The sequence below is a fragment of the Microbacterium algeriense genome (genome assembly GCF_008868005.1).
In the GTDB taxonomy this organism is placed as follows: domain Bacteria; phylum Actinomycetota; class Actinomycetes; order Actinomycetales; family Microbacteriaceae; genus Microbacterium; species Microbacterium algeriense.
Genome location: NZ_WAAO01000002.1, coordinates 1120806 through 1142807, shown reverse-complemented (window position 1 = coordinate 1142807; position 22002 = coordinate 1120806). Strand labels below are relative to the sequence as shown.

Sequence of the window (22002 nt, the reverse complement as noted above, 5' to 3'; positions counted from 1 at the left end):
ACGCTGGAGGTATGCAACCCACGCGCAGTGTCCGTCCCTTCGAGGTCATCAGCGAGTACGCGCCGGCCGGAGACCAGCCGCAGGCGATCGCCGAGCTCGCAGCGCGCATCAACGCCGGAGAGACCGATGTGGTGCTGCTCGGCGCCACCGGTACCGGAAAGTCCGCGACCACTGCCTGGCTCGTCGAGCAGGTGCAGCGCCCGACACTCGTGCTCGCGCACAACAAGACCCTCGCCGCACAGCTCGCCAACGAGTTCCGCGAACTGATGCCGAACAACGCCGTCGAGTACTTCGTCTCGTACTACGACTACTACCAGCCAGAGGCCTACGTGCCCCAGACGGACACCTTCATCGAGAAGGACTCGTCGATCAACTCCGAGGTCGAACGGCTGCGGCACTCGACCACCAACTCGCTGCTCAGCCGCCGCGATGTCGTCGTCGTCTCGACCGTCTCCTGCATCTACGGTCTCGGCGCCCCGGAGGAGTACCTCCGGGCGATGGTCGCGCTGCAGGTGGGGGAGCGTTACGACCGCGATGCGCTGATCCGCCAGTTCATCGCCATGCAGTACAACCGCAACGACGTCGACTTCTCGCGGGGGAACTTCCGGGTGCGCGGCGACACCATCGAGATCATCCCCGTCTACGAGGAGCACGCGATCCGCATCGAGCTCTTCGGCGACGAGATCGAGGCGCTGTACTCACTGCACCCGCTCACGGGCGAGGTCATCGAGAAGCTCGACGCCGTGCCGATCTTCCCCGCCTCCCACTACGTGGCAGGCACCGATGTCATCCAGCGCTCCATCGGGACGATCGAGCACGAGCTCGAGGAGCGGCTGAAGGAGTTCGAGCGTCAGGGCAAGCTGCTCGAGGCCCAGCGTCTGCGCATGCGCACGACGTTCGACCTCGAGATGCTCCAGCAGCTCGGCTTCTGCTCGGGCATCGAGAACTACTCGCGGCACATGGACGGCCGCATGCCGGGCGAGCCGCCGCACACGCTGCTCGACTTCTTCCCGGACGACTTCCTGCTGGTGATCGACGAGTCGCACGTGACCGTGCCGCAGATCGGCGCGATGTACGAGGGCGACGCGTCCCGCAAGCGCACCCTCGTCGACCACGGCTTCCGGTTGCCGAGCGCGATGGACAACCGGCCGTTGCGGTGGGATGAGTTCAAGAACCGCGTCGGTCAGACCGTCTACCTCTCGGCGACGCCGGGCAAGTACGAGATGGGCATCGCCGACGGCGTGGTGGAGCAGATCATCCGCCCGACCGGCCTCGTCGACCCGGAGATCGTCGTGAAGCCGTCGAAGGGGCAGATCGACGACCTCCTCGAGGAGATCCGGGTGCGTGTCGAGCGCGACGAACGCGTGCTGGTGACGACCCTCACCAAGAAGATGGCGGAGGAGCTCACGGACTTCCTCGGCGAGCACGGCGTGCGGGTGCGCTACCTGCACTCCGACGTTGACACGCTCCGCCGCGTCGAGTTGCTCAGCGAACTGCGTGCCGGCGTGTACGACGTCCTCGTCGGCATCAACCTGCTGCGTGAGGGTCTCGACCTGCCGGAGGTCTCGCTCGTCGCGATCCTCGACGCCGACAAGGAGGGCTTCCTGCGCTCGGGCACGTCACTGATCCAGACGATCGGTCGCGCGGCCCGCAACGTCTCCGGCGAGGTGCACATGTACGCCGACAAGATGACGGACTCGATGGCCAAGGCGATCGAGGAGACCGATCGTCGTCGCGAGAAGCAGGTCGCCTACAACAAGGAGCACGGCATCGATCCGCAGCCGCTCCGCAAGCGCATCGCCGACATCACCGAGGTGCTGGCGCGCGAGGGCGCGGATACGGCCGAGATGATGTCGGGTCGGGGGCGCGCGACGGGCAAGGGCAAGTCCCCGACACCGAACCTGCGCCGTACGGGCATCGCCGCCGAGGGAGCGCAGCAGCTCGAGGCCACGATCCAGGATCTGTCCGATCAGATGCTGGCGGCCGCAGCGGAACTGAAGTTCGAGCTCGCCGGCCGTCTGCGCGACGAGGTGCAGGATCTCAAGAAGGAACTCCGCGCGATGGAGCGGGCCGGGCACGCCTAGGCAGGAGTCGATCGGATGGATGCGGCTGGGAACGAGCTCGCGGACCGGGTGAGGGCGCTCCTGAGCGCGGACGCCGCGATCGAGGAGCGGCGCATGTTCGGGACCAGGGCGTTCCTGGACGACGGCCGGATCCTCGTCGGGGCGCGGCCGGGCGGCGTCCTCCTGGTTCGCGTCGATGACGAGAACGGTGCCGCGCTGCTCACGCAGCCGGGGGTATCGCGCGCGGTGATGGGAGCGCGCACGATGAGCGCGGGCTGGTTGGACGTGGTCCCGGAGGTGTTGGGCGACGACACGGCTCTGATGTTCTGGCTCGACGTCGCGCGCGAGTCGACGGGATCGGCCGTCGCCGACTCGGAATCGGAGTGACCGCTACGGGCAGTGCACCAGGGGCTTCGGGCCGGAGCGGTCGATCTCATGCTGCGTCATCGGAGCGCCGCACAGGGGGCAGGCGCGTTCGGCACGCTCCGCCGCGCTGGGCGGCGGGGTCTTTTCGTACGGCCCGACCGAGGCGGGTCCCGCGAACCGGATGAGGTTCGAGTTGACCCAGGAGTACAGCCCTCCGGCTTCACGGATGCGGGTGCGGAGCGGCGGGCGGTCGGGGTCGTGAGACATGTTCATTAGTGTACTAATGATTAGTGCCGATGTATAGTCGCCTTGTGATCGCATCCGATGACCTGCTCCGTCTGGAGAACCAGCTCTGCTTCGCCCTGGTGACGGCAGCGCGCAACGTCGTCGCGCTCTATCGGCCGATCCTCGAGCCGATGGGCCTGACGCACCCGCAGTACCTCGTCATGCTGGCGCTCTGGGAGCGATCGCCGCGCACGCTCAACGATCTCGCCGCCGACCTCGCGCTGGAGCCGGCCACCGCGTCACCCCTGGTGAAACGACTGGAGGCGGACGGGCTGGTCGCCCGCCAGCGCAGCACCGAGGACGAACGGCGACTGGAGATCACGCTCACGGACGCGGGGATGACGCTGCGGGACCGGGCCGTCGACGTGCCGCGTCAGGTGATGGCGGCTGTCGGCATGGATATCGGCGAGATCGCTGCGCTCCGGGACGGACTCGCGCCCTTCGCGGGCCGCCGCCCCGATCTCGGCTGAGACACAGGGGGTCATTCCCTCACGGGGTCCGGTGTCCGCGACCGCGCCCGCGCCGGTGACCTCTAGGGTGGAGGCATGCTGCGCGTCGAGGCCTCCGAGACGGAGCCGGTGCGCGCGGGGAAGCGTCGACCGGGAGCCCTTCTGCTCTCGTTCGTCGCGATCACGGCGCTTTTCGCCATCGTCATGTTCACCGCGGCCGCGCAGGGCCGTCCTCAGTTCGGGGCATGGCCGCTGGACGGTCCCGTCCAGGAGCCGCGGGAGGAGGCTGCTTCGCCGCTGCCGATGGACACCTCTCCGCCGATCGAGCCGCCGGCGGACTCGCCGCTCGCGACGATCGTCGGCACGGTGCTCGCGACCCTGATCATCGCCGTCGTCCTGACCGTGGCCTTCCTCGGCCTGCGTCAGCTGATCCGATTCCTCCGACGGCTCTGGCGCGACCGTCCGCTCGCACGGCAGAACGCCGCGCTGACCGACACTCTCCCCGCCCGCGGCGCGATGACGGATGCCGACCCCGATGCGGCGGCCATCCGCCGCGGCATCGACGGGGCGCTCCGCACGATCGATGCTCGCCCGGCACCCGGGGACGGCATCGTGGCGGCCTGGGTGGGTCTGGAGGAATCCGCCTCCGACGCCGGCACCCCCCGGGCGTCGAACGAGACGCCGTCCGAGTTCACGGCGCGGATCATCGGCGGGCGCGCCGGGGTCGCCTCCGACGTGCGCACGCTGCTCGCCCTCTACGAAGCGGTCCGCTTCGGCGGACACGACGCCGACGAGCAGGACCGACAGACCGCCGCGGCCTGCCTGCGCGGAGTCCAGGCGGCGTGGCGATGACGGCCCGTGTGCTGCTGCTCGGGGGCGGTGCGGTCGTGGCCGTCGTCGTGGTCTTCGTGCTCGGCTGGCTCGGCTTTCCCGTTCCGTTCGTCGTCGCCTGGATGATCGTGCTGCTGGCGATCGGCGTGGTCGGCCGCCAGGTCTTCTTCGACGAGGGCGCCGCATGGCCGCCGGCGAAGCCGACCCGCCCTTCGCGCGGCTCCGAGGTCTCGCGGATGGCCTGGGCGATCAACACCCGCACCGGAGTCGCCGGACACCTCGTGGTGCGGCGCGTCCAGGGCGTGCTGCGGCGACGCCTCGCGCACCACGGCCTCGACCTCGACGATCCGGAGCAGCACGCCCGCATCGACGCGATCCTCGGCGACGGCGTGCGCGACGCCCTGCGCCGCCGGGAAGTCCGGCGCACCGACATCGAGCTCGTGCTCGACGCCCTCGACCGCATCCCGAACGACCTGGAGGAGAACCGATGACCGACAGCGTGGAGACGACCCGGATCGCAGAGATCGGTCGCAGAGTGCTCGACAGCGTGCGAGGGGGAGTCGTCGGCATGGATGAGCCGCTCACGGTCGCTCTCGCCGCGATCCTGGCGGGCGGGCATGTGCTCTTCGAGGACGTCCCCGGTCTCGGCAAGACGCTCGCGGCGCGGAGTCTGGCCTCCGCGCTCGGCCTCGACTTCCGTCGGCTGCAGTGCACGCCCGACATGCTCCCCGGAGATGTCACGGGCTCGTACGTGTACGCGCCGTCGACGGGCGACTTCGTGTTCCGGCCCGGTCCGATCTTCACCGGGCTGCTTCTGGCCGACGAAGTGAACCGCACGACGCCCAAGACCCAATCGGCGATGCTCGAGGCGATGGCGGAGGGCCAGGTCACCGTCGAGGGCAACAGCTTCCCGCTCCCGCGTCCGTTCCATGTCATCGCGACGTCGAATCCCATCGAATACGAGGGCACCTACGCCCTCCCCGAGGCACAGCTGGACCGCTTCATGGTGCGCCTCGCCGTCGGCTATCCCTCGCCCGACGAGGAGTCGCGGATCATCCTCGACCGGGTGCGGAGGCAGAACCCGGACGTGCGCGTGGAACAGGTCATCGACACCGCCGAACTGGTCGCCCTCCAGGCGGCGGTCGAGCGGATCCACGTCGACGGCGACATCGCGCGGTACAGCGTCGACCTCGCCCGGGGCACACGGGATGCCGCGAACGTCGCCGTCGGCGCCTCGCCGCGCGGATCTCAGGCGCTGGTGCTGCTCGGACGCGCCCTGGCCGCCCTCGACGGGCGGGACTACGTGCGCCCCGACGACCTCAAGCGCATCGCGGAGCCCGTGCTCGCCCACCGTCTCACCTTGACGCCGCAGGCCTGGGCGCAGGGAACGGATCCGCGTTCCGTCGTCGCGACCGTCGTCGCGACGACGCCCGTGCCGCCCACCGTGGCTGTGCGCCCGTGACCGAGCCGATCCGCGTCCGCGCGCCCGTGACCTGGCGGCGCACGCCCGTCATCGCGATCGGCATCGCGGGAGCGACGCTGCTCGCAGCCGTGGGACTCGCCCTGTCGCGCCCGGACGTCATCGCCATCGGCCTGCCGCTCGCGCTCGGCACGGCATGGGCGCTGTGGCGCCGACCCCCGGATGACGTGGTCGCGATCGAGCTCCGCGCACGGCCAGGGGGCTCGGATGCCACGCCCGAGGTGCACGTGGAGGCGGACGTCGAGTCGAACGCGGAGTGGATCCAGGTCGCCGTGGATCAGCAGCAGCGCCGCACCGGGCTCGCCGACGTGCGGCCAGGCCGGGCGGTCCTCCGCGCGCGCAGCCTGCTGCAGCACTCCGGACCTTCGGAGGCTCTCGCCCTGACTCTCCGAGGCGCCTGCCTCGACGGCGCATGGATCTCGGAGTCGGCGTCCCGTGTCGCTGTGGTGTGGAACGCGCCGCCCCGCGCGATCCGGATCGGACGCCTCCCCGTCGCGCCTCGCCTGACCGGTCTGCATGGCGCGCACCCGGGCGTCCGCCCCGGTCATGGCGGCGACTTCCGTGACATCCACGCCTTCGTCCCCGGCGATGAGCTGCGCCGGGTCGACTGGCGGGCCACGGCCCGGGCTGCGCGTCGCCCCGGCGACTTGCTGGTGCGGCGCACGGAAGCGCTCAGCGACTCCTCCGTGGTCATCGCGGTGGACACGGCGGAGGACCTCGGGGCCGTGGTGGCGGCGTGGGGAGTTGGGCGATCCCGACACCTCCGGTGTCACCTCTCTCGACCTGGCGCGCGAGGCCGCGCTGTCCATCGCGACCGTCGCGGTCGGCGTCGGCGATCGCGTCGCGTACCACGCACTCACCCCGGGTGGCCGGAACCTGCCGTCCGGCGGAGGCTCCCGGCATCTCGCCCGGCTGCGCGACGTCATCGGCGCGACCGACGCGGCGGACGGAGACAGCCGATACCTCCGAGCGCCCATCGTGCCGCCGGGATCGATCATCTTCGTCCTGTCGACGTTCGTGGAGGGGGTGGCCGCGCGGTTGGCCACCCGCTGGCGGGCATCAGGTCATGCGGTCGTCGCGGTCGACGTCCTGCCCGACCCCGACACGGCCAGACTCAGTCGGGAACAGCGGATCGCGCTGCGCACCCTGCTCGCGGAGCGTTCCGACATCCTCCTCGACCTGCGACATGCGGGGGTGGAGGTCGTCTCGTGGGCGGATCCGGATGTCGACATCGCGATGCGGCTGGCCGCCCTCCGGCAGCAGCGTGCACGGGCGGTGCGGCGATGACGAAGAGGCTGCGCTCGTTCCGGTCGGGGGTCGTCGTGCCCGGCGTCGCCGTGAGGCTGCTGAACGTGGTCGTGGTCGCGGTCGGCGTCGTCCTGCTCAACCCCTTCCCGTTGTGGCAGGGCGTCGCGGTGATGTCGGCCCTCCTCGCCGTCGTCTTCCCGCGTTCCCTCGCCGCCTGGATCGCGGCGGCATGCGTGGTGTTCGGCGTCGTGCTGACGGACCCGTCTCCGGAGCGGACCGCACTCGCCGTCCTGGTGGTCCCGGCGATCCACCTGCTCGGGTCGCTGAGCCTCACGATTCCCGCGGCGTCGCGCCTCGCGCCCGCCGTGCTGCTGCCGGGTCTGCGGCGATTCGTCATCGCACAGCTCGTGGCGCAGCCGCTCGCGTTCGGCGTGTGGCTGCTGGCTCCGGGACCCGTGGATCGCGGAGCGGCGTGGCTCGCGCCGCTCGCGGCCGTCGTCCTCCTGCTGGGCGTGCTGTTCGCGCTGCGCGCCGCACGCGTGGCGGATTCCGCGCGCGGAAGGGTACACGGAGAGGGGAGCGGCGGGGAAGCGATCGCCGCTCGCGGAGCCGATGTCCGTGGCCCCTCGTAGACTTGTTCGGTGCCCATCGTCCCCGTTGCCTCCACCGGAAAACTCAGTGTTCGCGGTGCCCGCGTCCACAACCTCAAGAACGTCGACATCGACATCCCCCGCGACTCCCTCGTCGTGTTCACCGGCCTGTCCGGGTCGGGGAAGTCGAGCCTCGCGTTCGACACGATCTTCGCCGAGGGGCAGCGTCGCTATGTCGAATCGCTGAGCGCGTACGCGCGCCAGTTCCTCGGCCAGGTCGATCGGCCGGACGTCGACTTCATCGAGGGCCTGAGCCCTGCGGTCTCGATCGACCAGAAGTCGACGAACCGCAACCCGCGATCGACCGTCGGCACGATCACCGAGATCTACGACTACATGCGCCTGCTCTGGGCGCGCATCGGCATCCCGCACTGTCCTGAGTGCGGGGAGCGGATCCAGCGCCAGACGGTGCAGCAGATCGCCGACCAGCTCATGGAGCTGCCCGAGCGCACCCGCTACCAGGTGGTCGCCCCGATCGTCTCGCAGAAGAAGGGCGAGTTCGTCGACCTGTTCCGCGAACTCGGCGCCAAGGGCTATTCGCGGGCGATCGTCGACGGCGAGCTCATCCAGCTCGCCGAGCCGCCGAAGCTCAAGAAGAGCTACAAGCACGACATCGCCGTGGTCGTCGACCGCCTCGTGGCGTCGGACGACATCCTCGGGCGCATCACCGACTCCGTCGAGACCGCCCTCGGACTGGCGGGCGGCGTGGTGCAGATCAACTACGTCGACGGCGAGGGCGACGACGCGTGGCAGACGTTCTCCGAGAAGCTGGCCTGCCCGAACGGGCACGCGCTCACGCTCACCGAGATCGAACCGCGCACCTTCTCCTTCAACGCGCCCTTCGGCGCCTGCCCGGCCTGCTCCGGCCTCGGCACCCGCATGTCCGTCGACGTCGACCTGATGCTGGGCGACGAAGACCTCTCGATCCGCGAGGGTGTCATCATCCCGTGGACCACGCAGGGCAAGGGCCTCTTCCAGTACTACGAGCGTCTGCTCGAAGGCCTCTCCCGCGACCTCGACTTCTCGCTGGACACACCATGGCGCGAGCTGCACTCCGACGTGCAGGACGCGGTCCTCCGCGGCGAGAACTACAAGGTCACGGTCAAGTGGAAGAACCGTTACGGCCGCGAGATGCGCTACGCCTCCGGGTTCGAGGGCGTCGTGCCCTACATCGAGCGTCAGTACCTCCAGGCCGAGTCCGACACGCAGCGCAGCCGGTGGGGCGAGTACCTCCGCGAGGTGCCATGCCCCGTGTGCGACGGCAACCGCCTCAAGCCCGAGGTCCTGGCCGTGCAGGTGCACGGTCACTCCATCGCCGAGGTCTCGCACCTCAGCCTCGCCGATGCCCGTGCCTTCATGGAGACGCTCACCCTGTCCGAGCGTGAGGCGAAGATCGCGGCGCAGGTGCTCCGAGAGATCCGTCTGCGCCTCGACTTCCTGCTCCAGGTCGGCCTGTCGTACCTGAACCTCAGCCGTTCCGCCGGGTCCCTCTCCGGCGGCGAGGCACAGCGCATCCGTCTGGCGACGCAGATCGGCTCCGGCCTGACCGGGGTGCTGTACGTGCTCGACGAGCCGTCCATCGGACTGCACCAGCGCGACAACCGGCGCCTCATCGAGACCCTGCTCACCCTCCGCGACCTCGGCAACACGCTGATCGTGGTCGAGCACGACGAAGAGACCATCGAAGCCGCCGACTGGGTCGTCGACATCGGACCGGGAGCCGGCGTCAACGGCGGCGAGGTCGTGCACTCGGGGCCGTACTCGGCTCTGCTCGCCGACAGCGACTCGATGACGGGCGAGTACCTTTCCGGCCGGCGCGAGATTCCGATGCCGACCAAGCGCCGCAAGATCGACAAGAAGCGGATGCTGAGCGTCGTCGGAGCACGCGCCAACAACCTCCGCAACGTCACGGCCGACTTCCCGCTGGGGGTGCTCACCGCGGTCACCGGCGTCAGCGGCTCCGGCAAGTCCTCGCTGGTGAACGACATCCTCTATCAGGTGCTCGCGTCGCGTCTCAACGGCGCACGGACGGTACCGGGCAAGCACACGCGGGTCACCGGCCTCGACAACCTCGACAAGGTCGTGCACGTCGACCAGGCGCCGATCGGCCGCACCCCGCGCTCGAACCCCGCCACCTACACCGGTGTGTTCGACCGCATCCGCTCCCTGTTCAGCGAGACGCCCGAGGCGAAGGTCCGCGGCTACCAGCCCGGGCGGTTCAGCTTCAACGTCAAGGGCGGACGCTGCGAGGCGTGCTCCGGCGACGGCACGATCAAGATCGAGATGAACTTCCTCCCCGACGTGTACGTCGACTGCGAGGTCTGCCACGGCAAGCGCTACAACCGCGACACGCTCGCGGTGCACTACAAGGGCAAGAACATCGCCGAGGTGCTCGAGATGCCGATCGAGGAGGCCGCGGAGTTCTTCGAGCCGATCCAGGCCATCCACCGCTACATGAAGACGCTCGTCGACGTCGGACTCGGCTACGTCCGCCTCGGGCAGTCGGCGACGACGCTCTCCGGCGGCGAGGCGCAGCGTGTCAAGCTCGCCACCGAGCTCCAGCGCCGCAGCAACGGACGCAGCATCTACGTGCTCGACGAGCCCACCACGGGTCTGCACTTCGAGGACGTGCGCAAGCTGCTCGAGGTGCTCAACGGGCTGGTCGACAAGGGCAACACCGTGATCGTCATCGAGCACAACCTCGACGTCATCAAGTCGGCGGACTGGGTGATCGACCTCGGTCCCGAGGGCGGCTCGGGCGGCGGCCAGATCATCGCCACGGGCACCCCGGAGCAGATCGCCCGCGTCGAGGAGAGCCACACCGGCCTCTTCCTCGCCGAGATCCTGGGTGAGGGGCGCTCCGCGCGGAAGGCCAGCTGATGGCCGACGCGCTGTCGTACAAGCCGCGACCGGGGGAGATCCCCACCGATCCCGGTGTGTACCGCTTCCGCGACGCCGCCGGTCGCGTGCTGTACGTCGGCAAGGCGAAGAACCTCCGCCAGCGTCTGTCGAACTACTTCGCACCGCTGCGGACGCTTCATGAGCGCACCCGACGCATGGTGACCACGGCGGCGTCGGTGGAGTGGACGGTCGTCCCGACGGATGTGGACTCGCTCCAACTCGAGTACATGTGGATCAAGGAGTTCGATCCGCCGTTCAACGTCAAGTACCGGGATGACAAGTCGTATCCGTTCATGGCGGTGACCCTCGGCGACGAGGCGCCGCGCGTGATCGTGACCCGAAATCGGAAGATCCCCGGTGCCCGCTACTTCGGCCCGTACCCCAAGGTGTGGGCCGTGCACGAGACCATCGACCTGATGATCAAGGCGTTCCCGATCCGCACCTGCAGCGACTCCAGCTACAAGCGCGCGATGCAGACCGGGCGACCGTGCTTCCCCGGTCAGATCGGCAAGTGCGGCGGCCCCTGCTCCATGACGGTCACGATCGAGGAGCACCGCGCCATGGTCGACGATTTCGTCGCGTTCATGGCGGGCGGCGACGAGCGGTTCACGCGCGAGCTCACGAAGCGGATGATGGCCGCCTCCGCGGCGATGGACTACGAGGCGGCAGCCCGGTACCGCGACAAGCTGACCGCGATCGAGGCCGTGCTCGGCAAGAGCGCCCTCGTGCTCCCCAGCGACGAGGACGCGGACCTCTTCGGCATCGCCGAGGACGAGCTCGCCGCGGCCGTGCAGCACTTCGTCATCCGCGGTGGTCGAGTGCGCGGTGTGCGGGCGCTGACGATCGAGAAGGAGATCGACATCTCCAGCGGTGAGCTGGTCGAACAGGTCCTCCAGCAGGCGTACGGCGAAGCGCAGGACGTGCCGCGTCGCATCCTCGTCCCCACCCTTCCCGACGACGCCGCCGAGCTGGAACTGTGGTTGCGCGAGCGCCGAGGCAAGAAGGTCGAGATCGCGGTGGCGCACCGCGGTCAGCGCGCCGACCTGATGCGCACGGCCAGCCTCAACGCGCAGCAGGCCCTGATCCGGCACAAGACCAGGCGGACGACCGACTACGTCGCCCGCACTCAGGCGCTGACCGACCTGCAGGAAGCTCTCGGCATGGACGAGGCGCCGCTGCGGATCGAGTGCTTCGACATCTCGCACCTCGGCGGCACGAACGTCGTCGCGTCGATGGTGGTGTTCGAGGACGGGCTGCCGCGCAAGGACCAGTACCGATCGTTCAACATCCCCGAGACGACGGACGACACCGATTCGATGTACCAGGTGCTCCGGCGCCGGCTCGCCTACCTCGACCGTCCGGAGGAGATCGAGGTCATCGATCCCACCACGGACGAGGTCGTCGGAGAGGACGTCGGCGAGGCGACCGTGCGACGCAAGCCTCGCTTCGCGTATCCGCCGCAGCTCCTCCTGGTCGACGGCGGCAAGCCCCAGGTCGAGGCCGCGGCCAGGGCGCTCCGAGACGCCGGGCACACCGAGATCGCCGTGTGCGGCATCGCCAAGCGGCTCGAGGAGGTGTGGCTGCCGGGGGAGGACTTCCCCGTGATCCTGCCGCGCACGAGCGAGGCGCTGTATCTGCTCCAGCGTCTGCGCGACGAGGCGCACCGCTTCGCGATCACCCACCAGCGCAAGAAGCGGCGGAACGACATCGGCTCGATCCTGTCCGAGGTGCCGGGATTGGGCGCTTCGCGGATCAAGGTGCTGCTCAAGCACTTCGGCTCGGTGACGGCCCTCCGCGCCGCCGACCCCGCCCAGATCCAGGAGGTCCAGGGGATCGGTCCGGTGCTCGCCCAGAACATCCACACGCACCTCTCCACTCGCTAGGCTGGGAAGCCGAGGGGGAGAGGGAGCACTGAGCGATGACTGACGGGGAGAAGGGCGAGTTCCTCATCGTCACAGGGATGTCCGGCGCGGGCCGGACGACGGTGGCGAACGCACTGGAGGACCTCGGCTGGTACGTCGTCGACAACCTGCCCCCGCAGATCCTCCGCCCCCTGCTCGAACTCACCGACATGGGCGGAGACGCCCTGCCGAAGGTCGCCGCGGTGGTGGACATCCGCGGACGCAACCTGTTCGACGACTTCCCCGGCGTGGCCCGCGCACTGCGGTCGCGGGGTTCGCTCCGTGTGCTGTTCCTCGATGCCTCGGACGACGTGCTCGTGCGCCGCTTCGAGTCGGTACGACGGCCGCATCCGCTTCAGGACGACGGCACCCTGCTGGACGGCATCCGCAGCGAACGCGCGCGCCTCGCCCCGATCCGCGAGGCCGCGGACATGGTGATCGACACCTCGTCGCTGAACATCCACCAGCTGGCCACCCAGGTCTCCGACATCTTCTCGGAGGAGGGACAGGCGCGGCATCGCGTCACCCTGCTCAGCTTCGGGTTCAAGTACGGGCTGCCGACGGACGTCGACCTCGTGGCGGACATGCGGTTCCTCCCGAACCCGTTCTGGAACGAGGAGCTGCGCGGCCTGACCGGGCAGGACGAGACGGTCCGCGAGTACGTCCTCTCCCGCGAGGGGGCGAAGGAGTTCCTCGACGCCTACTCCGCGGCCCTGGTGCCGGTGCTGGAGGGGTATCAGCGCGAGAACAAGAGCCATTCCACCATCGCCGTCGGCTGCACGGGCGGCAAACACCGCTCGGTGGCGATGTCGGAGGAGCTGGCACGCAGGATCGCGGCGATCCCCGGGGTCGCCGTCAACGTCCGTCACCGGGACCTCGGCCGAGAGTAGCGGGTCGCCCGGCCGAGTAAGCTGGACGTTTGCGTCGCGATCCGGCGCGTGAACGTGAAGGAGTGTCGTGGCACTAACCACCGACGTCAAGGCCGAGCTGGTCAGCATCCGCAATGCACCCCCCACGGTGCGCGTCGCGGAGGTGACCGCCATCCTCCGCTTCGCCGGTGGACTGCATTCGATCGCCGGTCGCGTGGCCGTGGAGGCCGAGGTGGATGCCGAGACCCTCGCGCGTCGCGTCGCGCGTGACCTCGCCGAGATCTACGGGGTCCGCCCCGAGATCGCCCAGGTGCAGTCCAGCACCGCGAACGACGGCGCCCGGTGGGCGGTGCGCGTGATCGCCCAGGGGGAGACCCTGGCCCGCCAGACCGGCCTGCTCGACCAGCGCCGTCGCCCCGTGCGGGGCCTGCCCAACCGTCTCACGACCGGCTCACGGGCCGAGGTCGCCGGCCTGTGGCGCGGCGCCTTCCTCGCCGCGGGCACCCTCAGCGAGCCGGGACGCTCGGCGATGCTCGAGGTCGTCTGCCCCTCGTCCGAGGCCGCGATGGCCCTCGTCGGCGCCGCGCATCGGCTCGGTGTCGCGGCGAAGGCCCGCGAGGTGCGCGGCATGCCGCGCGTCGTCGTCCGCGAAGGCGAGGCGATCCGCACGATCCTCAACGAGATGGGCGCGCAGAAGACGGCGATCGCGTGGGAGGAACTCCGGCAGCGTCGTGAGGTCCGCGCCGGCGTCAACCGCCTCGTCAACTTCGACGACGCCAATCTGCGTCGCTCCGCGCAGGCGGCGGTGGCGGCGTGCGCCCGTGTCGAGCGCGCACTCGAGATCCTGGCCGACGAGGTTCCCGATCATCTGAAGGTCGCCGGCGAGCTGCGGCTCGCGCACCGCGATGCGAGCCTCGACGAGCTCGGTCACCACGCCGACCCGCCCCTGACCAAGGATGCCGTCGCCGGTCGCATCCGGCGTCTCCTCGCCATGGCCGACAAGCGCGCCCAGCAGGAGGGCATCCCCGGCACCGAGGCTGCTGTGCCCGTCGGCCTCGACGTCTGACGTCTCTCGCGTGACGAAGACCCGCTCCCCGAAGAATCGGGTGGCGGGTCTTCGTCATCTGGCGGAAGGTTCAGGGGCGCGGCCGCGTTGTCGTCAGTAGGATGAGAGACGTCCGCTCTACGCCGCACATCGGCGGCGCGGAGGATCGGCAAGCGCCGCGGCGCGGCGCGGATTGGATGAAAGCGATATGGCGACCTACACGCTCCCCGACCTTCCCTACGACTTCGCAGCCCTGGAGCCGCACATCAGCGGCAAGATCATGGAGCTGCACCACGACAAGCACCACGCGACCTACGTCGCCGGCGCGAACACCGCCCTCGAGCAGCTCGCCGAGGCCCGTGAGAGCGGCAACCTCGCGAACGTCAACAAGCTCGAGAAGGACCTCGCGTTCAACCTCGGCGGCCACGTCAACCACTCGATCTTCTGGACCAACCTGTCGCCGAACGGCGGAGGCCAGCCGGAGGGCGAGCTGAAGGCCGCGATCGACGAGTACTTCGGCTCGTTCGAGAAGTTCCAGGCCCACTTCACCGCCGCGGCGACCGGCATCCAGGGCTCCGGCTGGGCGGTCCTCAGCTGGGACTCGATCGGCTCGCGCCTCATCATCCAGCAGCTGTTCGACCAGCAGTCGAACACGGCGCAGGGCACGATCCCGCTGTTCCAGCTCGACATGTGGGAGCACGCCTTCTACCTCGACTACCTCAACGTGAAGGCCGACTACGTCAAGGCCGCGTGGAACATCGCGAACTGGGAGAACGTCGCCCAGCGCCTCGAGGTCGCCCGCAAGCAGACGAACGGCCTGCTGGTACTGTCGTAATCGGGTCGCGTCCCGACGGGCCACGGCTCGTCGGGACGCCCTCTCAGCCAAAAAATCCGCGTATGACGTCCGCTGGAAGGCGGCGCACAGCGCACGAGAAACAGGGAGACCTGAGTGTCTGTCAAGATCGGTATCAACGGCTTCGGCCGCATCGGACGCAACTACTTCCGCGCAGCTCTTGCGCAGGGAGCAGACCTTGAGATCGTCGCGGTCAACGACCTCACCGACAACAAGACCCTGGCGCACCTTCTGAAGTACGACTCGGTCGGCGGCGTCCTCGACGCCGAGATCAGCTACGACGACGAGAGCATCACCGTCAACGGCAAGGCGATCAAGGCCTTCGCCGAGCGCGACCCCGCCAACCTCCCGTGGGGCGAGCTGGGCGTCGACATCGTCATCGAGTCGACCGGCTTCTTCACCAAGGCCGAGCTCGCCAAGAAGCACATCGAGGCCGGCGCGAAGAAGGTCCTCATCTCGGCTCCCGGCACGGGCGTCGACGGCACGTTCGTCATGGGTGTGAACGAGGACACGTACAACCCGGAGACCGACCACATCATCTCCAACGCGTCGTGCACCACCAACTGCCTCGCGCCGCTGGCTCAGGTCTTCAACGACGCGTTCGGCATCGACCGCGGCTTCATGATGACGGCGCACGCGTACACCGCCGACCAGAACCTGCAGGACGGTCCGCACAGCGACCTCCGTCGTGCACGTGCTGCCGCGATCAACATCACCCCGGCCTCGACCGGTGCGGCCAAGGCCATCGGCGAGGTGCTCCCGGAGCTCCAGGGCAAGCTGAGCGGCTCGTCGTACCGCGTCCCGGTTCCCACCGGCTCGATCGTCGACCTCACCCTCATCACCGACCGCGAGAACCTGACGGTCGACGAGGTCAACGAGGCCTACAAGAAGGCCGCTGCCGAGGGCCGCCTGGCCGGCTACCTGCAGTACAACGAGGACCCGATCGTCTCGAGCGACATCGTGCACAACCCGCACTCGTCGATCTTCGACTCGACGCTGACCAACGTCAGCGGCAACCTCATCAAGGTGTCCAGCTGGTACGACAACGAGTGGGGCTACTCCAACCGTCTCGTCGACCTGACCGAGTACGTGGCCGAGCGCCTCTAAGCTCAGACACATGACTCTGCGCACCCTGGACACCCTGGGGTCGCTCGAGGGCAAGCGCGTCATCGTCCGTTGTGATCTCAACGTCCCCCTGCGGGACGGAATCATCACGGACGATGGCCGTGTCCGCGCCTCGTTGCCGACCCTCAACGCACTCATCAACGCGGGCGCCCGTGTTGTCGTGTGCTCGCACCTCGGCCGACCCGACGGTGCGCCCGACCCGCAGTACAGCCTGGAGCCGGTGGCTCAGCGGCTGTCCGAACTCCTCGGCGCCCCGGTCGCGTTCGCGCGCGACACGGTAGGCGAGTCGGCGACGGAGGCCGTGGCCTCGCTCGAGGACGGCGGAGTCGTCGTGATCGAGAACCTCCGGTTCAACCCGGGGGAGACGTCGAAGGACGCCGCCGAGCGCGGCGCCTTCGCCGCGGAGCTCGCGAAGCTCGGCGACGTGCTCGTCTCCGACGGGTTCGGCGTGGTGCACCGCAAGCAGGCGAGCGTGTACGAACTCGCCGAGCTGCTCCCGTCGGCTGCCGGTCTGCTGATCGCGACCGAGCTCGACGTGCTCGACCGCCTCACCGAGAACCCGGAGCGCCCCTACGCGGTGGTGCTCGGCGGATCCAAGGTGAGCGACAAGCTGGGCGTGATCTCGCACCTGCTGCCGCGGGTCGACCGGATCCTCGTCGGCGGCGGAATGCTGTTCACGTTCCTGAAGGCGCAGGGTCACGCGGTCGCGTCGAGCCTTCTCGAAGAGGATCAGCTCGACACCGTCCGCGGGTACATCGCCGAAGCGGCTGAGCGCGGCGTGGAGCTCGTCCTCCCCACCGACGTGGTCGTCGCGGCATCCTTCTCGGCGGACGCGGACCATGAGGTCGCGGCCGCCGACGCGATCGAGCAGACGGCCTTCGGGGCGTCCGGCATCGGCCTCGACATCGGTCCGGAGACGGCTGCTCGCTTCGCCGAGGTCATCCGCGGGTCGAAGACGGTGTTCTGGAACGGCCCGATGGGCGTGTTCGAGTTCCCGGCGTTCGCGGCGGGCACCAAGACCGTGGCGCAGGCGCTCACCGAGGTCGACGGCCTCAGTGTCGTCGGCGGTGGCGACTCCGCTGCGGCCGTGCGTCAGCTCGGATTCTCCGACGATCAGTTCGGTCACATCTCGACCGGCGGCGGCGCGAGCCTCGAATTCCTCGAGGGCAAGAAACTACCTGGGCTGGAGGTCCTCGGATGGGCGTGAGCTCTCGTACCCCGCTGATCGCGGGAAACTGGAAGATGAATCTCGACCACCTGCAGGCGGTCGCGTTCGTGCAGAAGCTGCACTGGACGCTGAAGGACGCGAAGCACGAGGACGGATCCGTCGAGGTGGCGGTCTTCCCGCCGTTCACCGACATCCGCAGCGTGCAGACGCTCATCGACGCGGACAAGATCCCGTTCGCCCTCGGCGCGCAGGACCTGTCGGCACACGACTCCGGTGCGTACACCGGTGAGGTGTCGGGAGCATTCCTGGCCAAGCTCGACGCGAAGTACGTCATCATCGGCCACTCGGAGCGTCGGGAATACCACGCCGAGGGCGACGACGTCGTGGCGGCCAAGGTGCAGGCAGCGCTCAAGCACAGCCTCGTGCCGGTGATCTGCGTCGGCGAGACGGCCGGTGACCTGGAGAAGTTCGGCGCCAGCGCGGTGCCCGTGTCTCAGCTCGAGGCGGCGCTCCAGGGCGTCTCGCCGAAGGCGGACATCGTCGTCGCGTACGAGCCCGTGTGGGCGATCGGCTCCGGCCAGGCGGCGACACCGCAGCAGGCGCAGGATGTCTGCGCCGCGCTGCGGGCCGTGATCGCGAAGGTCCTCGGCGACGAGGCGGCCGCGCGCACGCGCATCCTCTACGGCGGCTCGGTGAAGGCGGCGAACATCGCCAGCTTCATGCGCGAGCCCGATGTGGACGGTGCGCTGGTCGGCGGAGCGAGCCTCGTCGTGGACGAGTTCGCCGCGATCATCCGCTTCGAGAAGCACGTCGGCGTGTGAGTGCAGCGGGGCTGCGGCCCCGCTGCACCGTATACTTGACCGTTACGGGGGCGCTCCGGCCCCAGCGAAAGGCTCTTTCTCGTGGCAATTCTCGAGTTCGTCCTGCAGGTCGTGCTGGGCATCACCAGCGTCCTGCTGACCCTCCTCATCCTTCTGCACAAGGGCCGCGGTGGCGGTCTGTCCGACATGTTCGGCGGCGGCATGACGTCCGCTGTGGGCTCGTCCGGCCTTGCGGAGCGGAACCTGAACCGCTTCACCGTCGTCCTGGCTCTGACGTGGTTCGTCTCCATCGTCGCGCTGGGCCTCATCACGAAATTCGAGGTCATCTGATGGCTACCGGTGGAAACGCGATCCGCGGCACCCGCGTGGGCTCCGGCCCGATGGGGGAGCAGGACCACGGCTATCACGCCGACCGCATCGCGGTCTCGTACTGGGATGGGCTCGGCAACGAGACGGTGCGCTACTTCGCCGCCGGCCTGCCCGAGGAGGAGATCCCGGAGATCATCGACCACCCGCAGAGCGGTCTCCCCGCCGGGCGCGACAAGGAGAACCCTCCGGCGCTGGCGAAGGCGGAGCCGTACAAGACGCACCTGGCCTACGTGAAGGAGCGCCGCACCGACGAGGAAGCCGTCCAGCTCCTCGAGGACGCGCTCACGCAGCTGCGCGAGCGCCGGGGGCAGTGACCTCGGTCTGACATCGAAGAAGCCGCCACGAGAGATCGTGGCGGCTTCTTCCGTTCTCTGCGGTCAGCGGCAGCCGGCGGCCGCGTCGATGTAGTCCTGGGGTGGGTAGCCGTACGCCCAGACGCCGTTCGCGTCGTCGGTGAAGCCCATGCTGATCGCCCAGGCGGTCGCCCACTTCTCGATGCTGTCCTGTGTGGACGCGTCGTACATGCCCTGGCACTTCACGCTGATGGCGTGGCCGACCTCGTGCGCGACGAGCGCCTTGCTCCGCTCGGCGGGCCACTGCTCCGCGACGGAGTTCGAAAGCTCGATCGTGGCTCGACCAGGGTCATCCCACCACCACGTGGTGTATCCGCCCATGCTGCCGTCGAATCCGGCGCCGTTCACCTGGGGCGACCAGTCGAATTCGAGCAGGACCCCGGGGGCGAGCGATCGGGCGAACGCCTCGATCTCGATCCTCGCGGCGCGGAGCGGTCCCTCCTTCTCGGCGAGCTCCTCCGCCTCGGTCGCGACGACCTGTCCGGCGGCGGTCTGCAGGGCTGCGTACGCCGTCGCGGCGGAGTCGTCGACGGAGGCGACCGCCGCCGCATCGGCAGCGGCTCGGCGCAACGCGATCACAGCGTCGTTGCGCGCCGAGATGTGCGCGGCTTCGAACGGAGCCGCGGCGGCCGCTGCCGCTTTCAGCACGGCAGTACCGGTTTCGTCGACCCGTCGTGCGGTGTCCTGCGCATTCTGGGTCTGATCGTCGAGGTCGGCGACCAGACGATCGAGATCCTGCTGCTGGGCGCCCAGTTCCGCCGTCGCGCCGTAGAGCTCCCAGAACCACGTCGGCTTGTCCCCGGACGGCGGCAGCTCGGTGGCGACGACATCCTCGGCCGCGGCGCCGGCTCCCTCGCCGTCGTCGACGGCGGAGGCGAGAGCGGCCACAGCATCGTCGGGGACGACGATCGCGGGACTGCCGGTGTCGAGGATCACGTGCCCGGCGTCGGTCTTCTCGATCAGAGCCGCTGTCGCGTGCTCCGTCTGCGTCTGGTGCGCGCGCGCCGTCCGCAGCGCGTCGTCGAACCCCTCTGCGGCTTCGTCGTAGCCGACGTTGGCGGTCAGCTGCGCGATGGACAGCGTCGCGATGACCGCGACGCCGCCGAGCACACCGAACACGACACCACGGGGCACGTGACGGCGACGCGACGGCGGCGGTTCTGCGGAGAACGTCGCCGGGAGATCGTGCCCTCCGCTCGCGAAGAGAGCCTGCCGCGGGGCGGTGCGGGGCCGGGAGGGTTCGGTCACGACGTGCTCATTCGGTCAGGCTTTCCGGTCGGAGACTGCGCGGCAGTGCTGCCAGCGTATTCGACGAGGAGGGCGACACGCGGTCATGGATATCCGAATGAGGATGACCGACGGCGGGAGAAGAAGGAGAGGGGCTGACGAGAATCGAACTCGCGTCATCTGTTTGGAAGACAGAGGCTTTACCATTAAGCTACAGCCCCGAATCCCGCGGATTCCGGGGGATCGGTTCGGAGTGGGAACTCCGGCGTGATCGATCATACCGGACAGTCGGGTGTGCTCCTGTCCGTTAGACTCTGTGGGGCTGAATCTGCGCGCGGATTCCCCGGGGCGTAGCTCAGCTTGGTAGAGCGCCCGCTTTGGGAGCGGGAGGTCGCAGGTTCAACTCCTGTCGCCCCGACACGGCCCCCACGGACCTTACAGCCGCGATTCAGCGCGGAAATCACAAGGAGAACACACCAGCATGGCGAACAGCACCGTCGAGAAGCTGACCCCGACCCGGGTCAAGCTCACCATCACGGTCACCCCGGACGACCTCAAGCCCAGCATCGCTCACGCCTACGAGCACATCGCTCAGGACGTCCAGATCCCCGGCTTCCGCAAGGGCAAGGTCCCTGCTCCCATCATCGACCAGCGCATCGGACGCGGCGCCGTCATCGAGCACGCGGTGAACGAGGGCCTGGACAAGTTCTTCCGCGAAGCCACGACCGAGCACAAGCTCCGTGTCGTCGGACGCCCGTCGGCCGACATCACGCAGTGGCCGAGCGAGAAGGACTTCTCCGGCGACCTGCTCGTCGACGTCGAGGTGGACGTCCGCCCCGACATCGAGCTGCCCGACTACGAGGGCATCACCCTCACGGTCGACGCCGTCGAGGCCGACGAGGCCGCACTCGACGCTGAGCTGGAGAACATGCGCGCCCGCTTCGGCACGCTGATCCCGGTCGACCGTCCCGCCGCGAAGGGCGACTTCGTGGAGCTCGACCTCGTCGCCACCATCGACGGCGCCGAGATCGACCGCGCGGAGGGCGTCTCCTACGAGATCGGCTCCGGCGAGCTGCTCGAGGGCATCGACGACGCGATCGAGTCGCTCACCGCCGGTGAGGACACCACGTTCCGCTCGGCTCTCGTCGGCGGCGACCACGCCGGCAAGGAGGCCGAGGTCTCCGTGACCGTCAAGGCCGTGAAGGAGCGCGAGCTCCCCGAGGCCGACGACGACTTCGCGCAGATCGCGAGCGAGTTCGACACGATCGCCGAGCTGCGCGCGAGCCTCGCGGAGCGCGTCGCCCAGCAGGGTGTCTTCACGCAGGGCTCCGCCGCCCGCGACAAGCTCGTCGAGACCCTGCTCGACCAGATCGAGATCCCGGTTCCGCCGCAGCTCATCGAGGACGAGGTGCACAACCACCTCGAGGGCGAAGGCCGCCTCGAGGACGACGTGCACCGCGCCGAGGTCACCGAGGCGAGCGAGAAGCAGTTCCGCACTCAGGTGCTGCTCGACACGATCGCCGAGCAGGCCGACGTGCAGGTCTCGCAGGAGGAGCTCAGCCAGTACCTCATCCAGTCGGCTGCGCAGTACGGCATGGCTCCCCAGGAGTTCGTCGAGGCGCTGCAGTCCTCGAACCAGCTCCCCGCGCTCGTCGGCGAGGTCGCTCGCAACAAGGCGCTCGCGATCGCGCTCGGCAAGGTGAAGGTCGTCGACAGCAACGGCAAGCCCGTCGACCTGTCCGACTTCGTCGTCACGGACGACGAAGCGGACGAGGCCGCCGAGACCGAGGTCGAGGCTGACGAGAAGCCCGCGAAGAAGGCTCCTGCCAAGAAGCCCGCTGCCAAGAAGGCCCCGGCCAAGAAGGCGGACGCCGACGAGGCGGCTGCTGAGAAGGCGCCTGCCAAGAAGCCGGCCGCCAAGAAGGCGCCGGCCAAGAAGGCTGCCGACAAGGCCGAGTGATCGACACGATCCAGTGAAGAGGGCGGATGCTGCGGCAT

Annotated in this window: 21 protein-coding genes and 2 tRNA genes; 20 read left to right on the top strand and 3 right to left on the bottom strand. The window is 69.1% G+C overall.

Going from position 1 to position 22002, the window contains the following annotated elements:
* Positions 1-11 precede the first annotated feature (11 nt).
* Together uvrB and F6A08_RS13125 are read left to right on the top strand one after the other, a co-directional pair.
* Positions 12-2084, top strand: coding sequence for an excinuclease ABC subunit UvrB (uvrB, locus tag F6A08_RS13130; protein WP_017202799.1), 2073 nt, complete (start codon positions 12-14; stop codon positions 2082-2084).
* Positions 2085-2099: 15 nt separating this feature from the next.
* Positions 2100-2450, top strand: coding sequence for a TfoX/Sxy family protein (locus F6A08_RS13125; protein WP_225855826.1), 351 nt, complete (start codon positions 2100-2102; stop codon positions 2448-2450).
* Between the two features lie 3 nt (positions 2451-2453).
* Here F6A08_RS13125 and F6A08_RS13120 read toward each other — a convergent pair whose 3' ends face one another.
* Complete coding sequence (locus F6A08_RS13120) at positions 2454-2696, bottom strand: hypothetical protein (protein WP_192576763.1); 243 nt, start codon at positions 2694-2696, stop codon at positions 2454-2456.
* A gap of 44 nt (positions 2697-2740) precedes the next feature.
* On the opposite strand from F6A08_RS13120, the gene F6A08_RS13115 reads away from it, so the two are divergent.
* The 16 genes from F6A08_RS13115 (at position 2741) to F6A08_RS13040 (ending at position 18738) form a co-directional block, all read left to right on the top strand.
* A complete protein-coding gene (locus F6A08_RS13115; RefSeq protein WP_017202796.1) occupies positions 2741-3184 on the top strand; it encodes a MarR family winged helix-turn-helix transcriptional regulator in 444 nt (147 codons plus the stop codon).
* Between the two features lie 75 nt (positions 3185-3259).
* The gene (locus tag F6A08_RS13110; protein WP_151459641.1) at positions 3260-4015 is read left to right on the top strand and encodes a DUF4129 domain-containing protein; all 756 of its coding nucleotides are present in this window, start codon (positions 3260-3262) and stop codon (positions 4013-4015) included.
* A complete protein-coding gene (locus tag F6A08_RS13105; RefSeq protein ID WP_225855825.1) occupies positions 4012-4485 on the top strand; it encodes a hypothetical protein in 474 nt (157 codons plus the stop codon). The genes F6A08_RS13110 and F6A08_RS13105 overlap by 4 nt, the downstream gene beginning before the upstream one ends.
* The gene (locus F6A08_RS13100) at positions 4482-5456 is read left to right on the top strand and encodes an AAA family ATPase (RefSeq protein WP_124895733.1); all 975 of its coding nucleotides are present in this window, start codon (positions 4482-4484) and stop codon (positions 5454-5456) included. Before F6A08_RS13105 ends, F6A08_RS13100 begins: the two co-directional genes overlap by 4 nt.
* 762 nt (positions 5457-6218) lie before the next feature.
* The gene (locus F6A08_RS17775; protein ID WP_225855849.1) at positions 6219-6761 is read left to right on the top strand and encodes a DUF58 domain-containing protein; all 543 of its coding nucleotides are present in this window, start codon (positions 6219-6221) and stop codon (positions 6759-6761) included.
* On the top strand, positions 6758-7354 hold the full coding sequence (locus tag F6A08_RS13090; RefSeq protein WP_151459640.1) for a hypothetical protein: 597 nt from the start codon (positions 6758-6760) through the stop codon (positions 7352-7354). Before F6A08_RS17775 ends, F6A08_RS13090 begins: the two co-directional genes overlap by 4 nt.
* 9 nt (positions 7355-7363) lie before the next feature.
* Positions 7364-10252 (top strand): excinuclease ABC subunit UvrA, encoded by a 2889-nt coding sequence (uvrA, locus tag F6A08_RS13085; RefSeq protein WP_017202791.1) that lies wholly within the window; start codon positions 7364-7366, stop codon positions 10250-10252.
* Positions 10252-12156 carry an excinuclease ABC subunit UvrC gene (gene uvrC, locus F6A08_RS13080; protein ID WP_017202790.1) on the top strand — a complete coding sequence of 635 codons (1905 nt, stop codon included), beginning with the start codon at positions 10252-10254 and terminating at the stop codon, positions 12154-12156. The genes uvrA and uvrC overlap by 1 nt, the downstream gene beginning before the upstream one ends.
* A 35-nt stretch (positions 12157-12191) precedes the next feature.
* Positions 12192-13064 (top strand): RNase adapter RapZ, encoded by an 873-nt coding sequence (gene rapZ, locus F6A08_RS13075; protein ID WP_017202789.1) that lies wholly within the window; start codon positions 12192-12194, stop codon positions 13062-13064.
* A gap of 67 nt (positions 13065-13131) precedes the next feature.
* Entirely contained in the window at positions 13132-14109 is a 978-nt protein-coding gene (gene whiA / locus F6A08_RS13070; RefSeq protein WP_017202788.1) for a DNA-binding protein WhiA, read from the top strand.
* 187 nt (positions 14110-14296) lie between these two features.
* Positions 14297-14923 (top strand): superoxide dismutase, encoded by a 627-nt coding sequence (locus F6A08_RS13065; protein ID WP_017202787.1) that lies wholly within the window; start codon positions 14297-14299, stop codon positions 14921-14923.
* 114 nt (positions 14924-15037) lie between these two features.
* On the top strand, positions 15038-16048 hold the full coding sequence (gene gap, locus F6A08_RS13060; protein ID WP_017202786.1) for a type I glyceraldehyde-3-phosphate dehydrogenase: 1011 nt from the start codon (positions 15038-15040) through the stop codon (positions 16046-16048).
* A 10-nt stretch (positions 16049-16058) separates the two neighbouring features.
* On the top strand, positions 16059-17273 hold the full coding sequence (locus F6A08_RS13055; RefSeq protein ID WP_017202785.1) for a phosphoglycerate kinase: 1215 nt from the start codon (positions 16059-16061) through the stop codon (positions 17271-17273).
* Positions 17264-18055, top strand: coding sequence for a triose-phosphate isomerase (gene tpiA, locus F6A08_RS13050; protein ID WP_017202784.1), 792 nt, complete (start codon positions 17264-17266; stop codon positions 18053-18055). The genes F6A08_RS13055 and tpiA overlap by 10 nt, the downstream gene beginning before the upstream one ends.
* A gap of 81 nt (positions 18056-18136) precedes the next feature.
* Positions 18137-18385, top strand: a complete 249-nt coding sequence (secG, locus tag F6A08_RS13045; protein WP_017202783.1) for a preprotein translocase subunit SecG — start codon at positions 18137-18139, stop codon at positions 18383-18385.
* Positions 18385-18738: an RNA polymerase-binding protein RbpA gene (locus F6A08_RS13040; RefSeq protein WP_017202782.1), complete on the top strand. Its 354-nt coding sequence runs from the start codon at positions 18385-18387 to the stop codon at positions 18736-18738. The genes secG and F6A08_RS13040 overlap by 1 nt, the downstream gene beginning before the upstream one ends.
* 63 nt (positions 18739-18801) lie before the next feature.
* Here the strand turns inward: F6A08_RS13040 and F6A08_RS13035 are convergent, their stop codons facing one another.
* Together F6A08_RS13035 and F6A08_RS13030 are read right to left on the bottom strand one after the other, a co-directional pair.
* The gene (locus tag F6A08_RS13035; RefSeq protein WP_151459639.1) at positions 18802-20025 is read right to left on the bottom strand and encodes a hypothetical protein; all 1224 of its coding nucleotides are present in this window, start codon (positions 20023-20025) and stop codon (positions 18802-18804) included.
* Positions 20026-20154: 129 nt separating this feature from the next.
* A tRNA-Gly gene (locus tag F6A08_RS13030) sits at positions 20155-20225 on the bottom strand.
* A gap of 123 nt (positions 20226-20348) precedes the next feature.
* Between F6A08_RS13030 and F6A08_RS13025 the strand changes: the two genes are divergently transcribed.
* Together F6A08_RS13025 and tig are read left to right on the top strand one after the other, a co-directional pair.
* A tRNA-Pro gene (locus F6A08_RS13025) sits at positions 20349-20422 on the top strand.
* Between the two features lie 63 nt (positions 20423-20485).
* Positions 20486-21964, top strand: a complete 1479-nt coding sequence (gene tig, locus F6A08_RS13020; protein WP_124895728.1) for a trigger factor — start codon at positions 20486-20488, stop codon at positions 21962-21964.
* The last annotated feature ends 38 nt before the right edge of the window (positions 21965-22002 follow it).

Coding starts and splice junctions, on each gene's coding strand:
- uvrB (WP_017202799.1), top strand. CDS start 12: ATGCAACCCACGCGCAGTGTCCGTCCCTTCGAGGTCATCAGCGAGTAC.
- F6A08_RS13125 (WP_225855826.1), top strand. CDS start 2,100: ATGGATGCGGCTGGGAACGAGCTCGCGGACCGGGTGAGGGCGCTCCTG.
- F6A08_RS13120 (WP_192576763.1), bottom strand. CDS start 2,696: ATGTCTCACGACCCCGACCGCCCGCCGCTCCGCACCCGCATCCGTGAA.
- F6A08_RS13110 (WP_151459641.1), top strand. CDS start 3,260: ATGCTGCGCGTCGAGGCCTCCGAGACGGAGCCGGTGCGCGCGGGGAAG.
- F6A08_RS13105 (WP_225855825.1), top strand. CDS start 4,012: ATGACGGCCCGTGTGCTGCTGCTCGGGGGCGGTGCGGTCGTGGCCGTC.
- F6A08_RS13100 (WP_124895733.1), top strand. CDS start 4,482: ATGACCGACAGCGTGGAGACGACCCGGATCGCAGAGATCGGTCGCAGA.
- F6A08_RS13090 (WP_151459640.1), top strand. CDS start 6,758: ATGACGAAGAGGCTGCGCTCGTTCCGGTCGGGGGTCGTCGTGCCCGGC.
- uvrC (WP_017202790.1), top strand. CDS start 10,252: ATGGCCGACGCGCTGTCGTACAAGCCGCGACCGGGGGAGATCCCCACC.
- rapZ (WP_017202789.1), top strand. CDS start 12,192: ATGACTGACGGGGAGAAGGGCGAGTTCCTCATCGTCACAGGGATGTCC.
- F6A08_RS13065 (WP_017202787.1), top strand. CDS start 14,297: ATGGCGACCTACACGCTCCCCGACCTTCCCTACGACTTCGCAGCCCTG.
- F6A08_RS13055 (WP_017202785.1), top strand. CDS start 16,059: ATGACTCTGCGCACCCTGGACACCCTGGGGTCGCTCGAGGGCAAGCGC.
- tpiA (WP_017202784.1), top strand. CDS start 17,264: ATGGGCGTGAGCTCTCGTACCCCGCTGATCGCGGGAAACTGGAAGATG.
- F6A08_RS13040 (WP_017202782.1), top strand. CDS start 18,385: ATGGCTACCGGTGGAAACGCGATCCGCGGCACCCGCGTGGGCTCCGGC.
- tig (WP_124895728.1), top strand. CDS start 20,486: ATGGCGAACAGCACCGTCGAGAAGCTGACCCCGACCCGGGTCAAGCTC.